The organism is Bacillus sp. FSL R7-0166 (genome assembly GCF_038008935.1).
Lineage (GTDB): Bacteria > Bacillota > Bacilli > Bacillales > Bacillaceae > Bacillus > Bacillus altitudinis.
Genome location: NZ_JBBPAC010000001.1, coordinates 1,043,257 through 1,063,864, shown reverse-complemented (window position 1 = coordinate 1,063,864; position 20,608 = coordinate 1,043,257). Strand labels below are relative to the sequence as shown.

Annotated in this window: 18 protein-coding genes and 1 pseudogene; 9 read left to right on the top strand and 10 right to left on the bottom strand. The window is 41.9% G+C overall.

Translation table 11 applies throughout. The features are described 5' to 3' along the window. Window positions 1–73: 73 nt before the first annotated feature. Window positions 74–1,915 carry an asparagine synthase (glutamine-hydrolyzing) gene (asnB, locus tag NST01_RS05400; RefSeq protein ID WP_148944644.1) on the bottom strand — a complete coding sequence of 614 codons (1,842 nt, stop codon included), beginning with the start codon at window positions 1,913–1,915 and terminating at the stop codon, window positions 74–76. Between the two features lie 155 nt (window positions 1,916–2,070). Here asnB and NST01_RS05395 point away from each other — a divergent pair, with 155 nt between their 5' ends. Then, on the top strand, window positions 2,071–2,598 hold the full coding sequence (locus NST01_RS05395) for a DUF2777 family protein (protein WP_282833506.1): 528 nt from the start codon (window positions 2,071–2,073) through the stop codon (window positions 2,596–2,598). 38 nt (window positions 2,599–2,636) lie between these two features. Here the strand turns inward: NST01_RS05395 and NST01_RS05390 are convergent, their stop codons facing one another. From NST01_RS05390 to NST01_RS19355, 4 genes and pseudogenes are all read right to left on the bottom strand, one after another. Then, the gene (locus NST01_RS05390; protein ID WP_099496426.1) at window positions 2,637–3,005 is read right to left on the bottom strand and encodes a YisL family protein; all 369 of its coding nucleotides are present in this window, start codon (window positions 3,003–3,005) and stop codon (window positions 2,637–2,639) included. A gap of 91 nt (window positions 3,006–3,096) precedes the next feature. Next, entirely contained in the window at window positions 3,097–4,002 is a 906-nt protein-coding gene (locus NST01_RS05385) for a fumarylacetoacetate hydrolase family protein (RefSeq protein WP_099496425.1), read from the bottom strand. An 18-nt stretch (window positions 4,003–4,020) separates the two neighbouring features. Further along, complete coding sequence (locus NST01_RS05380) at window positions 4,021–4,305, bottom strand: hypothetical protein (protein WP_411229932.1); 285 nt, start codon at window positions 4,303–4,305, stop codon at window positions 4,021–4,023. Beyond that, a pseudogene (locus tag NST01_RS19355) lies at window positions 4,193–4,672 on the bottom strand (CotG/ExsB N-terminal domain-containing protein); the annotation flags it as partial. The pseudogene NST01_RS19355 and the gene NST01_RS05380, both read right to left, overlap by 113 nt. A 203-nt stretch (window positions 4,673–4,875) precedes the next feature. On the opposite strand from NST01_RS19355, the gene NST01_RS05375 reads away from it, so the two are divergent. From NST01_RS05375 to NST01_RS05340, 8 genes are all read left to right on the top strand, one after another. Next, entirely contained in the window at window positions 4,876–5,970 is a 1,095-nt protein-coding gene (locus tag NST01_RS05375; protein ID WP_025207113.1) for a CotH kinase family protein, read from the top strand. Between the two features lie 122 nt (window positions 5,971–6,092). Beyond that, window positions 6,093–6,254 carry an aspartyl-phosphate phosphatase Spo0E family protein gene (locus NST01_RS05370; protein WP_008348605.1) on the top strand — a complete coding sequence of 54 codons (162 nt, stop codon included), beginning with the start codon at window positions 6,093–6,095 and terminating at the stop codon, window positions 6,252–6,254. A 127-nt stretch (window positions 6,255–6,381) separates the two neighbouring features. Further along, the gene (locus NST01_RS05365) at window positions 6,382–6,603 is read left to right on the top strand and encodes a spore germination protein (RefSeq protein ID WP_003211745.1); all 222 of its coding nucleotides are present in this window, start codon (window positions 6,382–6,384) and stop codon (window positions 6,601–6,603) included. Window positions 6,604–6,617: 14 nt separating this feature from the next. Further along, window positions 6,618–6,851: a spore germination protein GerPB gene (locus NST01_RS05360; RefSeq protein WP_017366980.1), complete on the top strand. Its 234-nt coding sequence runs from the start codon at window positions 6,618–6,620 to the stop codon at window positions 6,849–6,851. Window positions 6,852–6,882: 31 nt separating this feature from the next. Then, window positions 6,883–7,497, top strand: a complete 615-nt coding sequence (locus NST01_RS05355; protein ID WP_046343131.1) for a spore germination protein GerPC — start codon at window positions 6,883–6,885, stop codon at window positions 7,495–7,497. Then, window positions 7,494–7,670: a germination protein GerPD gene (locus NST01_RS05350; protein ID WP_003210893.1), complete on the top strand. Its 177-nt coding sequence runs from the start codon at window positions 7,494–7,496 to the stop codon at window positions 7,668–7,670. The genes NST01_RS05355 and NST01_RS05350 overlap by 4 nt, the downstream gene beginning before the upstream one ends. Continuing rightward, window positions 7,670–8,104, top strand: coding sequence for a spore germination protein GerPE (locus NST01_RS05345; RefSeq protein WP_008348609.1), 435 nt, complete (start codon window positions 7,670–7,672; stop codon window positions 8,102–8,104). The genes NST01_RS05350 and NST01_RS05345 overlap by 1 nt, the downstream gene beginning before the upstream one ends. A gap of 22 nt (window positions 8,105–8,126) precedes the next feature. Beyond that, window positions 8,127–8,345: a spore germination protein gene (locus tag NST01_RS05340; protein ID WP_003211468.1), complete on the top strand. Its 219-nt coding sequence runs from the start codon at window positions 8,127–8,129 to the stop codon at window positions 8,343–8,345. A gap of 47 nt (window positions 8,346–8,392) precedes the next feature. Here NST01_RS05340 and NST01_RS05335 read toward each other — a convergent pair whose 3' ends face one another. Genes NST01_RS05335 through addB form a run of 5 tightly spaced genes read right to left on the bottom strand, consistent with a single transcriptional unit; the run spans window position 8,393 to window position 20,494 of the window. Next, the gene (locus tag NST01_RS05335) at window positions 8,393–8,692 is read right to left on the bottom strand and encodes a hypothetical protein (protein ID WP_017360217.1); all 300 of its coding nucleotides are present in this window, start codon (window positions 8,690–8,692) and stop codon (window positions 8,393–8,395) included. A gap of 17 nt (window positions 8,693–8,709) precedes the next feature. Further along, window positions 8,710–12,105, bottom strand: coding sequence for an exonuclease subunit SbcC (sbcC, locus tag NST01_RS05330; protein WP_099496424.1), 3,396 nt, complete (start codon window positions 12,103–12,105; stop codon window positions 8,710–8,712). After that, window positions 12,102–13,277: an exonuclease subunit SbcD gene (sbcD, locus tag NST01_RS05325; RefSeq protein ID WP_007499123.1), complete on the bottom strand. Its 1,176-nt coding sequence runs from the start codon at window positions 13,275–13,277 to the stop codon at window positions 12,102–12,104. The genes sbcC and sbcD overlap by 4 nt, the downstream gene beginning before the upstream one ends. Before the next feature lie 25 nt (window positions 13,278–13,302). Further along, a complete protein-coding gene (gene addA / locus NST01_RS05320) occupies window positions 13,303–17,007 on the bottom strand; it encodes a helicase-exonuclease AddAB subunit AddA (protein ID WP_341041620.1) in 3,705 nt (1,234 codons plus the stop codon). Next, window positions 16,985–20,494, bottom strand: coding sequence for a helicase-exonuclease AddAB subunit AddB (gene addB / locus NST01_RS05315; RefSeq protein WP_341041619.1), 3,510 nt, complete (start codon window positions 20,492–20,494; stop codon window positions 16,985–16,987). Before addB ends, addA begins: the two co-directional genes overlap by 23 nt. Window positions 20,495–20,608: the final 114 nt, after the last annotated feature.

Here is a 20,608-nt window from a genome sequence, read left to right as displayed (position 1 = left end):
GCTCTAAAAGTCTCATGTTATGTATCAAAAAAGCCGACTTCCTTTCAACAAGTGCAAGAAAGCCGACCCTTTGTTATGCTTCTATATCAATTCGATATGTTTCAAACCAATGATGAATCTGTGCCAAATGGGCAATGAGCTGTGGGCCTTTCATTAACTGACCATACCAAGGGACCTGGAAAGAAGCCCCTTCCGTTTCAATCAGCTGTTTTAATTGATGTGGATCTAAAAATTCATGAAGCACAGAATCCTTTTGCGCGAGACAATCTGTTAACATCTCTTTTACCGCTTGAGTATAAGCAGGATGATGTGTTTTCGGATAAGGGCTCTTCTTGCGATAAAGCACTTCATTCGGTAAAATTCCCTCTAATGCTTTCCTCAAAACCCCTTTTTCCCGATTTCCATACATTTTCATTTCCCAAGGAATATTCCATACATACTCAACAAGACGATGATCTGCGAATGGTACACGTACCTCAAGGCTCGCCCCCATGCTCATACGATCTTTTCGATCCAGTAGCGTGGTCATAAACCAAATCATATTTAAGTAAAAAAGTTCTCTTCGGGCTTTATCTACTCCGGTTTCTCCATCTAAAAGAGGGGTTTCTGCCACGGTTTCTTCATATTTGCTTTGCGCATATTCCTTCAGTGATAATTTCTTTTGCCATGAGTCTTGAAGAAGCTGAATGCGTGCTTCCGTTGATCTCATCCAAGGGAACCCATTGGTTTCGCTTGCCATATGAAACCATGGGTAACCTCCAAAAATTTCATCTGCACATTCACCTGATAAACCAACAACAAAATCCTTTTTAATTTCTCGGCAGAACCATAGTAAGGAAGAATCAATATCTGCCATCCCCGGCAAATCTCGCACTTCAACCGCTTCTTTCAAATAAGAAGCCAGCTCTTTTTGCCCGATGATACAGCTGTGATGATTCGTTTGAAACGCTTTGGTCATTCGATCAATCCACGGCCCGTCAGCATTGGGCTGAAATTGACTTGCTTCAAAGAATTGATCATTTCCGTCGTAATCAACGGAATACGTATGCAGCGGGGCTTTCCCTATTTTCTCAAAGTGCTTGGCGGCAATGGCTGTAATGGCACTAGAATCCACTCCACCCGATAAAAACGTACATACAGGCACATCAGAGACGAGCTGTCTTGTAACGGCATCCGTAAAGAGTTCCTTCACGTGCTGAGCGGTGTCATCAAGCGAGTCTGTATGCTGCTTGCTTTTGACATTCCAGTACCTCCACACACGCAAACCATCTTTTGAAAAGGTTAGGGCATGTGCCGGCCTCAGCTCTTTCACCCCTTTAAATACGCCTTGCCCTGGTGTTCTAGACGGCCCTAGGCCAAAAATTTCTGATAAGCCTTCATGATCGACTTTGGCTTTCATCTCAGGATGAGCCAGAATTGCTTTGATTTCTGAACCAAACAAAAAGGAATGATGACGTTCTGTATAGAAAAATGGCTTGACACCGAGCCGGTCTCTCGCTGCAAATAATAATTCACGCTCACTATCCCAAATGACAAATGCAAAAATTCCATTAAAATGGGTCACACACTCTTCCTTCCATTCTGTATAGGCGTGAAGAAGAACCTCTGTATCAGAATGCCCAAGAAAGCGGTGCCCCCTTTTGAATAATTCTTTTCGTATATCCTCCGTGTTATAGAGTTCTCCATTGTATACCACCGTATAATCATGGTGTTGATGGGTATATGTCATCGGCTGCTTTCCGCCTTCAACATCGACAACGGCTAACCGTTTATGGCCGAAAAGAACGTGCTCACTTTTCCACGTATTTGTATCATCCGGCCCTCGTTTAGATAATGTATCTGTCATTTGATTGATTACATGATCCTGTTGGATGAGCTGCTTTTTAAAGTCTGCCCAGCCTGTTATTCCACACATCATCATCAGCTCCCATCCGTTTTTCATCAAGTGTTCTCATTTAGCCTTTCTTAGTTTATGCATCGTCTCCTTGATAGTTGATTTGTCCTTTTTCCCCCTGTGTATAGGACAAGCTTCATTTGGTAAGAAAAGAAAGAGGAAAGGAGGTTTTGCGAATGGAGAACCGCATGACATATCTTCAGCAAAACCACCCAAAATGGTGTAACGGGTACTTACTGATAGAAAACGGTCATTGTCTGATTGAAGACGAAGAAGGAGACATCATGCTGCCTGAAAGCCTTCAAAGTTCTATGATCTGTTTGAAAAAAAAGGATCGATGGACAAAAGGAGAATTGCTCGGGTCTGTCGTTCTTTGTGAGAATGGGAAGTTGATGGAGGTAAAAGGCGGTGAACGCATTCAATATACAGCGTCTCTTTCTAAAGGGTGGCTTGATTTGCTTATGTTCGTACCAGAAAGCGTCTTTTATCAGATCATTGACCATGTAGAACAGCTTGGCTTTTCCGTCTATGATTGTGTCTTCTCTTCCTTCCATCCTTCTCATCGCGTGTCTTTTTTTCAGTTTTCAGGAGACATGCAATCACTTGCCCTTCAATGCCACCATCATTCGGGTACAAATCAAGTTCAATTGGAATGGACGACATCTGACGGTCACCGGCTGATGTCTCAGTTTGATCTCACATAAAAAGGGCACTGCTTTTAATAAGCAATGCCCTTTTTATCTTAAAAGATATGGAAACCGATCGGCAGACGTAAGCCTAGAAGAATGGTCACAATGGCAACCACGATAAAACCAATGAATACACCCGTCACCGATTTTCCTTTTTTCTTGCGTACAAGGACCATTTCCATGAAACCAATCACAAGAATACCAAGTATCATTTTTCCAACATACTCGCCCCCGTAACCCGGGATTTTCATTCCTGTGCGAACATACAGCTCTACGCCTGTTGCAATAATAATCAAGTAAAATAGGCGTACGATCATATGCACAATTTTAGCGCCTTTATCGTTTTTACCTGTTAATGCAAAGGCAACGAAAAATAGAATAATACCTAGCACCCACGCTGTAATATGTAAATGTGTTCCCATTTGTGATTTCCCCCTTTATCAGAACAATTACCTTCTCATCGTACCACGAAATAAGTCGAACACAAAGCGACAATCCTGTGTCAACACGCCTTTATTTGACACGATTTGATAACGTCCCAATTGGTTCAATTGTTACTTCAATCTGATCGCCTGAGGCTAAAAATTTTGGCGGTTCAAAACCTTTGCCGACTCCAGAAGGTGTACCTGTTGCAATGATGTCTCCCGCTTCCAGCGTCATCCCTTTTGAAAGAGTTGACACAATGTCTTCAATTGGGAAGATCATTAATTCCGTACTCGCAGACTGACGAACCTCTCCGTTTACCTTTGTTTCCACATGGAGTGCTCCATGATCCTCGATCACTGACTTGTGAACGATATAAGGTCCCATTGGACAAGTTGTATCTAAGCTTTTTCCGATGAAAAATTGTTTGTGTTTTTTCTGCAAATCTCTTGCGGTTATATCATTTAAAATGGTGTAACCGAAAATGTAATCTTGGACCTCTTCAGGAGCAATATTCTTTCCTGTTTTGCCAATGACAATGGCAAGCTCCCCTTCGTAATCCAATTCACTTGTCACATCTTCATGGAGAAGAATGTCCGCTTCATGCCCTACAACAGAGGTAGGCGCCTTTGTAAAGATCATCACGTCTTTAGGAATATCTGCCGCACTTCCCATTTCCATGACGTGATCTTGATAGTTTTTCCCAACACACATGATGTTTTTCGTTGGTTTTGGAATCGGTGCATGGAGTGTCACGTCCGAAAGCGGATAGACATAAGAGCCGCGGTCTTCTTCTTTTTTCTCCGCCCAATCAAGAAGCTGTTTGACGTGTTCGACAAACTTGTCCCCCATGTTGATGCATTCAGATAAAGAGTTTGGCAATGTTTCTAGCTCAAATAGTTTTGCTTCTGCCTTTTTGACGTCCATCACCCATTCATCATCAATGACGACCCCGATAAACAATCTGTTATGTATCTCACCTGTAAAAAACTTCATGTCTTCCCCTCACAATCTTCATTTCAATACATTATGATGTCTCATTTTTATTTCTCTACGAAATAAAAAAAACCCTTTTTTATCATACTCTCTTTTAAAAAGGGTTTCAAAAATGAAGACCTGACATTTAGCGGTAGCGTCGATACTCCCACATATTCCCTTGATCCCATTTACGATCAACATTTCCTTGATGGCGGGAATGATGTTTTTTCTTCCCGCATCTTCGGCAAGAGTGACTCCGTTTATGGTGATGAGAACGTTTAGATCGATGGCTGCGGTGTGATTTGCGGCAGCTTTTCTTATGATGTGATCTGTGTTTGCTGCGGCATGATTTTTTTGGTTCACTCTTTTTGCTGCGGCAAGACTTTTTGCTTTTATACGACTTTTTACTTTTGCATGGTTTCTCGCTCTTTACACTTTTTTTTGAGCAGCGACTTTTTTTAGAGCGATAGCTTTTTTTAGAACGATAGCTTTTATGGCTTTTTTTGCTGCGATGTGACTTACGGCAGCCTCCTCCACCAAAGAACCAGTGACGGCGATTTGAATGACGAGAACGAGATGATTTGTGCGAATGTCCCGATTCTGGTTCACGATCTAAGTGATGATCACGCCCCTCACTTCGAAGTGAATCAACTGCATGTTCAATATGCGAATGATCAAATGTGCTCACGAACAATTCCCCTCCCAATCTGTGCTCTGACAAAACAAACAGACAAAGCTGTTTATCTTCTCTGCTTTATGTTACGAGACTCGATAGACAAGTGTTCTTGGCGAATGCCTCTTTCTTAGAAAACTCCATGAATACCTACCAGCAGGTACAGGACATTCCTTCATTTTCATATAGTGGAGGAGATATAGGAGGGTGATGAACGCATGGACACAGAACCTTTAAAACAACTGGATATCTGGATTCATCCAAAAGATCTCATGGAATTAAAAAAGGACGTATGGAACGATGAACCCGTCGAGGCCATTCTGAAAACCGGCCAAACGAAGTCACATATTTATGCCTCATACCGAGGATCACACATCCGAAAGCTCAAGAAAAAATCCTATCAAATTGAATATCGAAAACCAAAGCAAAGACAGGGCGAATCCCTTTTTCACTTAAATGCAGAGTACAATGATCCTTCTTTCATTCGCAACAGGCTGTCTTTTTATTTCTTTGAACAAATGGGTGTCTTCAGCCCGTCCGCTTCTCATGTGTTTCTGACCATTAATGGAAGAAAAGAAGGCATTTATTTAAAAATAGAATCTGTAGATGAGCTGTTCCTCCAAAAACGACAGCTGCATGGAGGCGGCATTTATTATGCTGTAGATGATGACGCCAATTTCTCTCTTTTAAGTTCATTTGATAAAAAGCCAAAAAAACATCTTCTTCTCGGTTATGAGAAAAAAACGGGAACTCCTGAACACGACAAGCAGCTGAGTGAATTTATTTACTTTTTGAACACCGCAAGGGACGACACGTTTGCAAGTAAGATTGAGCAGTACCTTGATGTAACACAATATTTCCGCTGGCTCATTGGTGTCGTGTGTACCCAAAATTTTGATGGCTTTGTTCATAACTATGCGCTTTATGTGAATGATCAAGGAAGGTTTCAAGTAATGCCTTGGGATTATGATGCGACTTGGGGTCGTGATATTCACGGAGAAGAAATGGCGTTTGATTATATTCCAGTCAGCGGTTTCAATACATTAACCGCTAGATTGCTAGACATCCCTGCATTTAAAAGAGACTATTATGCCCTTTTCCAGCACGTACTAGATACACATTTTTTAGAAAAACGGCTTCTCCCTATCATTGAGACATGGCATGCTTCGATTGAGCAGCGAATTGGAGATGATCCATATACGAAAAACCGACAAGACATGCTGCGTTCAGAGCGAGAATTAATCCGACAGTATATCAACAAAAGACGACGTTATTTACAAACTGAGATTAAAAAAGAGACATCGCGCCTGTAAAGACACTTTCGAATTTTGTCACTTTAGTTCTCATATTGACGAAAGAGCTTTTTTTATAGAAAAATAGGGTATACTAACCATATCCTTCTATTTGATAAAAAATGTGAGAGTTGGCGTCCGTTATGATCAATTATGAAATTGAACAAAAAAGATTACATTTAATTGAGACCGCAAAAAAATTCGGAATGAATGCCGAAGAAACCATCAGGTGCAGTCAAGAGCTTGACACACTCTTAAATAAAGGCATCAAAACCACCTCTAAAGAATGCTCGAATAAAGGGTAAACCATACACTTCATTCCTCTCATCAAAGTTCTTCAAAAAGACAATCACATATTAAAAGACCCATCATAAGCTATGGTGAAACGCCCAAAAACGAAGTGCCCTATTTTTCTAAAGGATGTGCACCGCTATGCCGGCTATTGTTGGAGCCTTTAAAGTAAATGCCGTCGGAACGAGCGGAGTCGTTCATGTTGGAGACTGCATCACCATTTCTCCAAATAGTCAGGTTAAAACGTTTGCCGGCGCAGGCAGTTTTAACACTGGTGATCAATTACGCATTAGCAACTATAAAAGTGTGACAAATACGTATGATAGTGATGTCATTGATCAACCGCTTGTTGGTAACTTGTAAGGAGTGAGAATCCGTTGAACTTCTATATTAATCAAGCGATACAAATTAATTACTTACGTGTGGAGTCTGTGAGTAACTCATCCGTTCTGCAAATCGGAAGTGCTGGATCAATCAAGGCACTCTCCAATCTGTATAACACTGGAAGCTACGTAGAGTCAGCACCTGCCGCAGCAGGCACACAAGGAATTCAAGAATCTCAAGGCGCAAGCACAGCACCTTTTGTACCGCTTCAGTCACCAACAACATAAGTTCATCTGCAATCCCCGGAGGTGTATGCATATGTATGACTATCAAAACAACGCTTCACAATTGTATGGCATCATTCAAAAGCAAACACAGCAAATCATGATGCTTGAAAAAAGGCTTAACGAGCTTCAGCAGGAAATGCAAATGATCAAAGATAAACCGACAACAACGATTGAACGGATTGATTATCAATTTGATCAACTGAAAATCGAGCGGCTGGAAGGCACATTAAATATCGGCCTCAATCCATCTGATCCAAATAGTGTTCAAAATTTTGAAGTGGGCCAAACAACAACCCCGGGAATTGGAATGATGCAGCAAGAAATGGCTGATCAATTTTTCAATCAAACACGCCAGCTTGTCGATGCATTCTTAAATGAAGAAGCACCGCAGCTTCTTGAAGAACTAGAGCAGCGATACGAAGGCTCGCTTGATGAAAGCAACAAACACCATATCATTGAGGACATTCGAAAACAAATAGACAGCAGAATCAAATATTATGCGGGGCAGCTGCCACAAAGGGAAGATATGACCCCGCTTCAACGTTCCGAGCAAATTGCTGAATACGTGAAACATGATGTCAAACGGGCAATCGAGCACTTTTTAGCCCATATTCCAAATGAAACGAAAGGAGAGGAAAACGGATGAATTTCACAGTCGTCAACCGCAACATCGAAACCGGAAGCATTAAAGTAGTTGGGGTATCGTCCTCTTCCCTATTTATTATCGGGGACACGGATCACGTACAGCTGTCATCGATTTTTGATACACCGCCAGAATCTTTAATTATTGGCCCGTTTGTTCCTCTAGCCCCTCGATAATGATCAAGCGCACATCTCAAGTGAAGTTCTCGAAGGTGAATTCTGTCGGGATTGCAAGTGTTGTTCAAATTGGTGATACACAGGAGCTATGCCCGAACGTGAAGGTGTTAGCTGTTCAGCGAACCATTAGTTTGTTTTATGGAAATGAAGCTGAAAACCTAGATGCAAAAGAATTTGAAGTGTATTATGAGCCGATCCCATTGATGCTGCCAGAACGAGCGGTTAGAACGGCCTTTTATCATGAAAAGCCTCTCATTAAAGTGTCGTCCATTCATGTAGAAGGGGTCTCTTCCTCCTCTATCTATCAAATTGGCTCTACGTGCGGAATAAATGCCGTTGCGCGAGTGAAGCATATTCGAGAGTTATTTAGCAACAATGACGAACATCCGCCAAACTCACAATTGGACCTACCTGCGCATATGATGGTGATATGACTTCGAATAAAGGATGTCGATTATGCCAGCAATTGTCGGACCCATTTACATTAACTCGATTTCTGGAGGCGTCGTAAACGTCGGTGACTCATTTTATCTTTCGCCTAAAAGTTCTTCAAAATCTGCTTTAGGCTCTGGAGCGGGGAATACCGGAGATTTCTTGATTTTAAATAATGGCATTAGCGCCACCAACTATGTGGATCCTGACTTAAATGATCAGAATATGGTAGGCAATGCATAAAGCGGCTCCTCTACACTCATTTCATTTAGAGGAGCGCTTTTTTATGCTTATTTCTTTCTGCGTTGTCTTGATTTCTTTGTTTTGACCAGCTTGCTTGCCGGTTGCTTTCGAATCCATTTGATGTACGGAACAAGCTTTTCATCTTGTCTTAGTGCATCCAGCGTATTCAAACGTGCGGCAAGCTCCTGGTTTGTATAAAGAGCATGTACCTGTTTATGGCAAGGGATACACAGGAAGGCAGTCGGTAGAAAGGCCCCTCCTTCTTCTCTTGGCGTTAAGTGATGTTCTGTAAGGACGACCTCTTGTCTTCCGCACAGCTCACATAATCCAATCGTTTGCTTTGCCATCCTGAGATCACCTCACTTTACATTAATTCCATCGAGACTGTTGTTCCTTTCCCGCTTGGATCTGCTGGGTGGACAATCAGTTTCTTTGGCAGTCTCATCTTTAATTCTTCCACATGGCTGATCACACCAACAGCTAAATTTTGAGACTGTAGTTTCTCTAATGCTGTAATCACCGTATCTAACAAGTCTTGATCGAGTGTACCAAATCCTTCATCTAAGAAGAAGAATTGCAGCGGGAACTCACCTCTCAGCTGAATTTGTGCAGACAGAGCAAGGGCAAGTGCTAAAGACGTCAGGAAAGTTTCTCCCCCAGACAAGCTGGATACCGGACGTCTGACACCTCCATTGGCATCATCCCGCATCACAAAACCGCCCTCTGAATCGACTTCAATGGCATATCTTTGTCTTGTCAAAATCCCAAGACGATGAGAAGCATCACGGCTGACACTTTCTAGCTGTTCTTCTGCTAGGAACTCAACAAACGTATTCCCTTTAAACACAGTTTGAAGCTTATCCAGCCGGTCAATTTCTTGCTGCAGTTCTTCAAGGCGTTCATGAATGCTTGCAAAACGCTGATGGTTTGCTTCAATCACTCGCAGATGCTCCTGTGCAGATCCACTCAGCGCTGTCGCTTCTTCAAGCGCTTTTTCCGCCGCTTCTTTTTTTAGTTGAATGTCTGTCCACTCGTCTTCATCCAGCGACTCACCTTTTAACAGTTCAGAAATTCGCTTTAAGTTTGCTGCACATTGCTTTCTTTTATCCTCAAATTCCTCAATTTCCTGTTTGACTGTAAGACGTACAGATCGATCCATTAAAGCAGGTGCTATCTCCTGAGGATGAGCAAAAGGAGTAGATGCTGTTTCTTTTTGCCACGCTTTCTCAGCTTCTTGTTTTCGCCGCTTAGCCTCTTGGAGCTGACGTTCACTGCTTGAGAAATGGCTTTGCGCCTCACTAAATAATTGCTGTGCATGCTTGAATTGCTCGTACGAATGCTGTTCTTTTTCATTTAGATGAGCAAGAGATTGTTGAACTTCGTCCAGTTCATCAGAAAGAGAAGCGGCTTTTAAAGGATATCGCTGTAAATCTGTTTCATATTGATCGATCAGGTGTTGCTGGCTTCCCAGCTGATGCGCCAACTTATCGAGTTCCTTCTCTAGATCGTATATGGCTGTTTGCAGATGCTCTTTTGCCTGCTGTTTTTCCTCTAGAAAAGAAATACTCTTCTCAATACGCTCTTGATAACCTTCCGCTTGTTGATCCTTTTCGTCAATTTGTTGCTGCATTTCCTGCACTTGGTTGATTGTCAGATGAGGAAAGGTCTGTTCAAATTGCGTCAGTTGTTCGGAAAGCTCAGATCGAAGCTCCTTGATCAGCATGTCTAGTTCTTGTATGCGCTGCTGCTCAAATGTCAGTTGATCTTTGACTTTGCTCATTTCTGCCGCTTGATCATAAGTGACGTCCATTAAACGAGCTCGTTTGCTTTCGATTGCTTGAATATCTTGTTTTACACCTTTCCATTCTTGAATCAGCTGGTGCAAAGACTGCGGATTCTGTACTGCTTCTACTGCTGCAGCTACTTCCGAATCGGGGGCTTTTTGAGATAAAAAGGAGAACTGTTTAACTAATTGATTGGCATGCGTTTCAAGCAGCTGTTTTGCAGCAAACATGTCTCTAGCATATTCCTCTGCCAGCTTGAGCTCTTTATCCATTTTTACAATCCATTCATCAATTTGGGCAACCGTTTCTTCATAGTCATTGTCTATCACAGCCTTTGGATCATGATGAATCGATCCACAAACAGGACATGGTTCACCGTCTACTAGCTCTGCCGCTAATTCTTTTCTTAATTCTGCCGATCTGACAACATCACGCTGTTTTAATTTTTCTTGTTTTTTGTCCTGCTCTTTATGACTCCATTCTGTAAGACCTCGTTCAAATTCACATACATAAAAATACAATTGCTCTATCGCTTGAAACGATTGATTTATTTTTTCATGATGATCTTTTTGCTGTTTTTGAAGCTTTTCATACGATTGTGTCGCCTGTGCTGAACGCTGTCTTAGCTCCTCAATCTTTTGTTCTTCCTTTTGAATGCTCACATTCATTCTTTGAACATTTTCACTGAAACGAAGTGCGTCTTGTACAAGTTTCCGCTCTTTGACAGAGACTTGTAATTGTTCCAGCTCATGCTTCAACTGTGTTTGTTTCGCAAGCGCACGCTCTAATAAAGATTGCACGTTTTCGGCTTCCGCTTTTTTTTGAGTCAATTGCTGCGCTTTTTCATGGTTTTGCTGCTCTAGTACGGTCTTTTCCTGAAGAGCTGTTTCTTTTTTTCGTTCAATTTCTTTTAATTGAATCAGCTGCTCTTTCTTTTGAAGAAGCTCTGGCTCATTTTCCATTTTCTTTTGCCGCGTTTGCTCATACTCCTGCGTCATTTGATCATAGATCGTTCGTTGATGAAGTAAATGTTTTTCTGCTTCCTGCTTCTCTTTTGATGCTTGAGAGAGCTGCTTTTCAGCCTTTGTTAATGCATCCGCATAAGGCTTTAATGTCTCTGCCTGCTCTGCAATGTGAAGTTGATTCTTTTTCTCTTCCATCGTGGATGCCAGCAGATTGAGGTTGTGTTGTTCCTTCTCGTACGCTTCTTGTTCCTTTTGATACTGCCAGATGGCTTGCGCTTTTGTAAAAGCAGTGAACGCTTCGTCCCGCGTTTGTTTTTTCTCATGAAAAATAGCTTGCGCCTGCGCAGCTGCTTCTTTAGCTTTCGCTAATGCCTCTGGACCAGCTTCTCCTAATCCAGTCAGTTCAGCCAGCAGTTCGTTTTTCTGACCATAGTGTTTTTGAGCCTTTGCGCGTAAACGTTTGACGAGCTGATCACCATATTTCTCCAAATTAAACAAACGCTGCAGCATTTGGCGTCTGTCGGCTCCTTTCAATGAAAGGAATTCCGCAAACTTTCCTTGGGGTAAAACAACCGCTCTCGTAAAATCGTCAATGGTTAAACCAAGTAATTCTTCTATTTTACGATTGACCTCACTTGCTTTATCTGCAAGAACTGTCTGCGTATCACCAATTTCAATCAATCGGCATAACGTCGTTCTAACCTTCATTTCATCTGCCCTTTTAAAGGCACGTTCCACTTTATAAGAAATATGGTGTTCCCTTTGCAAAGCGAACGTAAAGGAGACAGACAGCTTTTCTTCAGCTTGGTTCAAAATACCATGCGTATTATTGAGTGCACGTTCGACCTTGCCATAGAGTGCTAGTGTCATGGCATCTAATATGGACGATTTTCCGCTTCCAGTCGGTCCAAAAATACCAAACACACCTGCATCACATAAGGAGCTAAAGTCAATGGTTTGCTCTTCTCTGAAGCTATGAAGTCCTTTAATGGTTAGCGTGATCGGCTTCAATTCGCTTCCTCCTCTTGCATGTCATTGGCAAGCTCTAAAAATAGCTTGACGGTTTTTTCATCAGGTAGACCTCCACCTGTCTGACGCTCATAAAATTTCACGAACCGCTCTTCAATCGAGAGCTTTTCCACTTGTTTTTGTTCTTCTTTTTGCTGTAACTCTTTAAACTTTGGTCTAATATGGACAAATCCACTATGCTGTTTTCTAAGCTGATGAATTTGTTCGATCGACAGCTGATCTGTTAAGTGAATCTCTAAATCAATCCAGGCTTGAAGATCCCGCTTTTCATCCAGCCAACTGTGTACTTGGCTCAGTCCTTCAGTCGCCTTCCACTTCATAAGTGGTTTACCGCTTGATAAAAACACTTCTTTCCAGCTTGCTGTTTCATTCGGTTTTGCATCTACAATGGTGACTGATTTGGCGTAGCCTGCTTCAGAAAAGCTGTATGCAAGTGGAGAGCCAGAATAGCGGGCAATCGTTTTGGCACGTTTAATGGTTTGGGGGCGATGCAAATGCCCCAGTGCGACATAACAAGCCGCCTCAGGCAGACTTTCGGCCGCAACGGTATATGCGCCTCCCACTTCAATCGGCCTTTCCGAATCCGTTTGACTGCCACCTGCCACATAAATATGACTTGTTGCGATATTAACCGTATCCGCCTGAAATTGGTTGCTTAAATGTTGAAACATTTGTTGTATTTTTAAATTGTACTGATCACGGAGCAGTTTCTCTTCAAATGTTTCAGCCAGCACCTCGTTTAGCCTTGCTTCGGATGGGTAAGCGAGTGCGGCAATAGATAGACGTTCACTTGCAGAAGGAACATCGACATGAATTAAATCATTTGTCGGATATCCAATTAAATGAATCCCCTGCTCATTCGTTAAAGGAGATGCGGCTGATAAACGGTCTGGGTTATCATGGTTGCCAGAGATCACAACCACCTGACGCTTTCCTTTATCAGATAATGCAGACAGACTTTCATAAAAAAGCTGTTCTGCGCGAGCAGGAGGGTTCACTGTATCAAAGGCATCGCCTGCCATCACAATGACATCAATGTGTTCATCCTTGACGATTTGATTTAATTCATCTAAAAACTCCGCTTGCTCCTCAAGCCTGCTTCGGCCTTCAAGGGTTTTCCCTAGATGCCAATCCGCTGTATGCAGAATCCTCATGTGATTCACCTCTCATTCATTCCACCTATAAAGAAATTTCTAGATTTCCATCAAAGAAATAAAGGATTTTCTCCTCTAATGTTCTGTTTGTTAAACGCTCTACCGCTGCTGTATACAACGATATTTGCGTTTCATAGCGTTTTTTTAACATCGCTTCAGCTTCCTCTAAGCCACCTGAGAATCTGCCAGTCACTCGATCTGTTTTATAATCAAGTAAATAGAGCTTGCCATCTGCTTCAAATAAACAATCAATCATTCCTTGAATGAGCACAGGTTCACCTTCTGCATCAATATGGCTGTATACCTCTTTAACCGGTAAAACCATACTAAACGATACTTCTCGTTTCACCCAGTCCGCTTTCCGCAGTTTTTGACCAATAGCAGTAGAAAAGAAGGCCACAATTCCTTCTCGATTGATGGACTGGATTTGTTCATCTGTTAGTAAGTCTTTCTCTTTTAAAGAATGGAGCAGCTCTTCTACACGAGATTCATCATATGGTTCATTTGAAGGAAGAGGGATATGCTGCATGACTGTATGCATGGCCGTCCCTTGTTCTGCGGCTGTGAGTGTTTTTTTCTTCATAAAAGCCGGTCGTTCGTACAATGTCGCACGAGCTTTTCGAACGGAAGAAGGCACACTGTATTCATCCTGTATTTCTTTCATTCTTTTGATCTCAGAAACTGACTGCTTTGTCCCTACTTGGGAGGCCGCTAAATATGGATATCGCCATGAAAGCCTTTCTTTTACTTCCTCCTCGTAATCGCCATATCCTTCAACAGGCACCCCTTCCATTAATGCTTGTACCACTTCGTCTTGTTTTTGTTTTTCAAGTAACATGTCTTCTTTTAGAAGATCGGACGCTTGATGAAAGGTGATAGAAAATGATGATGGATGAGAGAGAACGACTTCTCTCGATTCTTCTAAAAGAGATGACATCGCTTGATGACGGATAAGAGCAGGGCCAATAAAATCTAAGTATGTTCTCGCTTGATAACGTTCAAAATCAGGGAGGAGCCAGTCGTCTCCGTTTGCGGCATTTTGCCACTTGCTTAAAGCTTTCACTTGATTTTTGACAGAACCGACTAAAAATAATTTTTCTTTCGCCCTTGTGAGCGCCACATATAGAACCCTCAGTTCTTCAGATAATAGTTCTTTTCTCATCTTTTTTTTCATCGCGATCAGCGGTAATGTTGCATAACTAATTCTCAGCTCAGGATGAATATATTTGCTGCCAAAACCTAGTTCTTTATCGAGCAAGTAGGACTGATTTAGATCCATCATATTAAAGTTCCTGCCAAGTCCTGCAGTAAACACAACAGGGAATTCGAGTCCTTTACTGCTATGAATGGTCATCATGCGGACAACATCCTCTGTTTCACTGAACGTTTTTGCCGCTCCAAGATCATCTCCACGCTCTTGCATTCTTTCAATAAATCGAAGAAATCGAAACAGCCCTCTAAAAGCAGCCTTTTCATACTGTTTTGCTCGATCATATAAAGCCCGAAGGTTTGCCTGTCTTTGCTTACCTCCTGGCATCCCGCCGACATAATCTAGATATTGTGTATCTCGGTACACTTCCCAAATCAGTTCTGCTACCGAATGCTGAATCGAAAAATCACGCCATTTGCGTAATTGAAGGAAGAAACGCTCCAGCTTTCTGCATGTCGGATGATCAGAGTGTGTCACACTCATAAATGCCTTCACAGCGTCATAATAAGTGCCTTTTTTATCACTTGTTCTAATCAGTGCCATCTCATTTTCGTCTAAATGAACAAGAGGTGACCTTAAAACAGCAGCGAGCGGAATATCTTGATATGGATTATCAATCACTTTTAACAAAGAAAGAATGACAGATACTTCTGTAGCTTCAAAATAACCTGAGGAAAGATTCGCATAAACAGGGATTCCCTGCTTCTTCAACTTTTCCATCATTTGCGGAGCCCACGGCATTGAGCGAAGCAAGATCACAATGTCTCGATACTGCAAGTTGCGGGTCAGCTGCTGTTTTGCATCGTACACTTGAAAAGGCTGTTCTACCAGTTCTTTTATTTTCTTCGCAATCACTCTCGCCTCAAATTGTACCGTCTCTAACTCTTCTCGTTCTTCATCGTTTTCTGTGTCGTGCTGATCTAAATGAACAAGAAGCATTTCTGACGTCGTGTCTTCGCTTTGCGGATAACTCGCTCCAAGCTTTAATTCAGCTTGTTCATCATATTCAATTTCTCCAACTGTTTCTCCCATCAGCTGTTTGAACAGAAAGTTGGTACTGTCTAAAACATCAGCCCGGCTGCGGAAGTTTTTATTTAGATCAATTCTTTTACCTGTTTCTTTGCTATCTGCTTTGAATTGTTTATATTTATTTAAAAAGAGCATCGGCTCTGCAAGTCTAAAGCGATAAATGGACTGCTTCACATCACCAACCATAAAGCGGTTGCCTTCGGCAGGATGTTTTCCTTTAGACACGAGCTTTAAAATCGTTTCTTGGACAAGGTTTGTATCCTGGTATTCATCCACGAGTACTTCTTCAAATTGCTGTTGATAGTATTTAGCCGCTTCTGTTTCAATGAGATTTCCTTCTGCGTCCTGCTTCGCTAAAATGCGCAAACAATAATGTTCTAGATCCGAAAAGTCTACGATTGATTTTTCTTGTTTTGCTCTTTCGAAACGCTCGCCATATTGAATCACAAGCTCTACAAGTGTTTCTACAACTGGCTTCATTTCAGCCAAGCTTTTTAAATGCTGATCGGGACTGCGCATAAAGTATTCATCTTTTAGCTTTTCTAATTGTTTTTTGGCTTGATTGCGTGCATCTGTTGCTTTTTCTAACAGAGCTGGGTCATAGTCATCCCCTTTGCAAGTCTTTAACCTTTTAAAATTGATGTTTGGCAAAAGCTCATAAAGTGTTCCAAAATCATCTTGATGCCTTATTAATTCATTTACTTGCTCTAAATCATCTATAAAATTCTCTGCTCTCGGTGCTGGACCGCCCGGCTCTTTTGATAAAGTGAGCGCTTGTTCCAGCAGTTCCTGACAGCTTCTTAAAACGAGAGAAAGGTCCTCTTTGATATATGGATAAAAGGGTAACTCTTCTACCTTTGTCTGTGTATCCACATCATAAAGAGAAAGGAATGCCCGCATCCATTGTTCGGGCGCTGGATGTGACCTAGAAAACTCATAAATTCTTTTGACAAGCCATTGAAGATCTAAATCATGCCGATCAGATGTGTAACGATCAACGAGTTCAAAGAATGACGGCTTTCCAGCCTTATACTCATCCTCAAACAGTTCATCTAACACTTCATCTCCTAATAATTCTCCTTCTGTTTGATCAGCCAAACGAAAACCTGGATCAAGGTCAATCTCATAATAAAAGGTACGGAGAACTTGCAAACAAAAAGAGTGCAAGGTAGAAATATTGGCACGATTCATAAGTGACAGCTGTCTCCGCATATGAAGGGAACCAGGGTTTTTAGATAGTTCTTTTTCAAGTGCTTCAGTGATCCGGTGCTTCATTTCTGCTGCTGAAGCATTGGTAAAAGTCACTACGAGCAGCCTGTCCACATCAACTGGCTGCTCCGGCCGAGTCATTTTTCGAATGAGCCGTTCAACCAAGACCGCTGTTTTCCCTGACCCTGCCGCCGCAGCAACAAGAATATCTTGTCCTTCTGAAACGATGGCGTTCCATTGGTCATCTGTCCAAGTACTGTTATTCGGTTTTGGTATTTGCATACTGATCCCCTTCTTTTTTGATCCGGTCTAACATGACATCATCCTTCTCAGAGGTGAGCACCCTAAATTCATTATCTTCTATTGATTCATCAAATTGGCAAATAGACTTAAAGGAGCAAAAGCGGCAAGGGGTTTGATCCTTTAATTTATATGGGTTTATTTCTACCTCACCGCTTGTAATTCTTTCTCCTGCCTCTTCAAAGGTTCGCCGAACGTGTTTTGTGAGAATGTGAAAATGATCTTCACTTAATACCGCAGAGTCAGATCGGAAAGAACCATCCTTTTTCAAACCAGCTTGGATGACTTGTGATCTTCCTGATTCGAGTGTTTGATCCATCAACTTCACTGCTTCCACATCTTCGAGCAATAGACCCTTCATTTTAAATTTCTTCAATATTTCCTGCTCAATTGCATCTTCTCCAAGCGGAATAGGCGCTTGAATCAGCGGGTCATGAATATGGAAGTATAAAATTCCTGCCGGTGTCGCTTCCATGCCAAGCCATTCTTTAGAATACGTAATGGTCAGGTCTAAATAAGTGAGCATTTGCAAGGCTAAACCGTAGTAAACTTCTGCTAGATCAAGCCCCTTCTCACTGGACTTATAGTCGACAATTCTTAATAGAAGTCCTTTTGATCCTTCTGCTTTATCCACTCGGTCAATCCTTCCAACAAGCTCCATCGTGCAGCCGTTTTTTAATTGAAAAGTAAACGGCGGCAGAGGTCCTTGACCTCCAAAACCTAACTCAAGTCCAACCGGAGAGAATCCGCTCACTTTTGCATGTTCGCTTAATATAGAAGACACCCTGATGAGGATTTTTTGAAGCTTTTCTTTTATATAAGCATGCCGATTAGAGCTTAATAAAATTTCTTTTTGCAGACGTGGAGCCAACTGTTCAATTGCATGCCTTGAGTAGGTCACACAATCTTCCTTCGTTAAGTTTTTCCAATCCTTTTTTTGTTCAACAAGCGTATCTGAAATCAGTTTTAAAGCTGAGTGAAAGAGCTGGCCGATATCAGGTGCTTCTAATTTGTAAAATTGTCGATCTTTTAGTTTTAGCCCGTGGGAAGCAAAATGAGAAAATGCACATGCATTGAATTTCTCCATTCTTGAAACACTGCCCTGAATATGGTCACCGTAAAGTTCTTTTGTGACATTCGGCTTTAAACGTGTCGCTCTATTTGTAAAGAACAAGCTGGACATGATTTTTTTTGATACGTCGCGGTTGGAAGAGGTCATCAAATGATTATATACACTCCACCATACGCCGCTGATCGGATATTGGTTGAGCCATTGTTGCAGCTGCGAAACGGTATAGGATAACGAGACATGCTCGTTTGTTACAAATTTTAATTGCTCCTGATCATCCAACTGCTCTGGATCTAACACATAGAGGGCTTGCTGATGGTTTGGCATCAGTTCCTCACAATACTTGATGAGGGTCGAAGGCAAAAGAGACCGCCCTTCCGTATCTGAAGCTGAATAGGATACATACAGGTAGTGCGATGGACTGGACAGCGCTTGATATATCAAAAATTGTTCATCCAGCAGCCGTTCCTTCCCTGTCTCTGCCAGCTCTGCTCCTGCCCGTTTTAACCATTCCCGGTCGTCTTCAGACAATACACTTTCATCAGAGGGCCGTGCAGGTATAACTCCATCATTTACTCCAATGACAAACGTACACTTTACTTGATACATTCTGGATAAATCCATACTTCCGATAAACACTTGATCAAGTGAAGGGGGAATCAAAGCGAACTTGAGAGAGGACAGTCCTGTATCCATCATCTGTTGAAATAATGGAAATGAGAGCTCCTCCTCGCCCAGCATTTCAACAAATTCATCCATTAATTGAATGACAGCATCCCATACTTGCCCATGCTGCATCGCTTCAGCTAACCTGCCTGCTTCTTCTGCCTCAAGCCTTGCCTTTTCAAGCTTTTCTGGCACTTGGGCTTCCTCTAGAAAGACATACACTGCCTCCACCATGTCTCTTAGCTTTTGCGCTTTTTTCAACCTTTTTTGCAATTGAAAGAGAGGCGGAACAATCCATTCTTTTACATCATTCAGCATTTGCTCCATTTCTATTTCTTGATCGGTTTGTCCAAAATCTTCATCTAGTGATTGGAAGCGGCTATAATGAAAGCGTGAACCATTCGTCCAGCGTTCACCTTTTACACCGTAAGCAATACAATAGTTTTCAAGCTGATCCGCCTGTTCTCTCGCTTTGTTTTTGGCGAGTTCAAGCGGAAATAAGAACTCCGTTTTCACACAGCGAAACACCGCCTCATACCGCCAGTTCCCTTTTATGACATCGAGGCTCGAACGAATGAACTCAATGAGCGGATGATACTGCATCGATTCATTTCCATCAATAAAGAAAGGAATATCGTAATCTCGAAACACCTCTTTTAACGTATCTTTATAGTCGTCTACATGTCTTGCAACAATTGAGATGTCTCGTAACCTAAGACCTTCCCCTCTTACTAAATCAAGAATATCTCTCGCTACTCCCTCAATTTCAGCTCGTTTATTTGCACTTTTCGATACGGTAAGGTGAGGCGTTTCTTCTTGATATGGCTGCAAAGGTCTCTGTTCATATTGATTTTCTAAATAAGCTAGATCTGGGGTATGAAGATGCCGCTTATTTCTCTCCAAAATGTTCTCAGAAATAGCCGCTCCGCACTCTTTGGCCAACTGATAAAGCTGGGAATATGTCTTACCTGTCATGCGAAATAAATCAAGTTCATTAGGCTGCGTGTCATGATAGGAACGATCCACTGTGAATGCAGCTGTTATTTTTTCTGCATGTAGCAAAAGCTGTTCAATGACAAGAAGCTGCTGGGGGGTAAACTGATAAAAACCATCTATATAAATGTGTGCCCCTCTCAATTCTTCTGATAAAGGAATTTGCTGAGCCAGAAGTGTCAAGTAATCCTCTGAGTGCACATACTCATCTTGCAGATGCTGCTCCATCTGCTGATAAAGAACATGAAGATCATGCAATTTTTCCGCCGCACGTCTTTCTTCTGTATACTCTGAATGCATGCTGGATGCCGAGATTTTTTCAATATCCTCCGGCATCATACAGTACCTTTTGAATTCAGCCATCGTCTTTTCTATTTGCTCAACAAATCCCGGTTTATCACTCGCCTTTTTGAATACCTTAAACTTGTCTTTCTGTTCTTCTATTACTTTTCTTAAGAGCATTTGAATTCCTGTGCTTGTGACAAATTGACGGTTCGCACCGCCAGTCTGCTGTAATATAGACCAGGCAAGCCGAGTAAAACTAAAGACTTTGGCCCTGATCATTCCACCAGCTTCAGACGTTTTTGCAAGCTCATATTCCATTAAAAATGTCATTTGATCCGGGACTAAAAAAATGATTGGCGGACCCAGCGGATCAAGCCGCAGTTGTTCTTTGATTTCTTCTAGAATTGCAGTCGTTTTTCCACTCCCCGATCTGCCTGCTAAAAACTGAATCTCCACGTTCCACAACACCTTTCTTATGTACTCATATTCTAGCGAAAATAAAGGTAAATAGCTATTTTCCTATCACCTTCCCTTTCTCCTCCAATTGAAAAGAAAATAGGCACCTTTCCC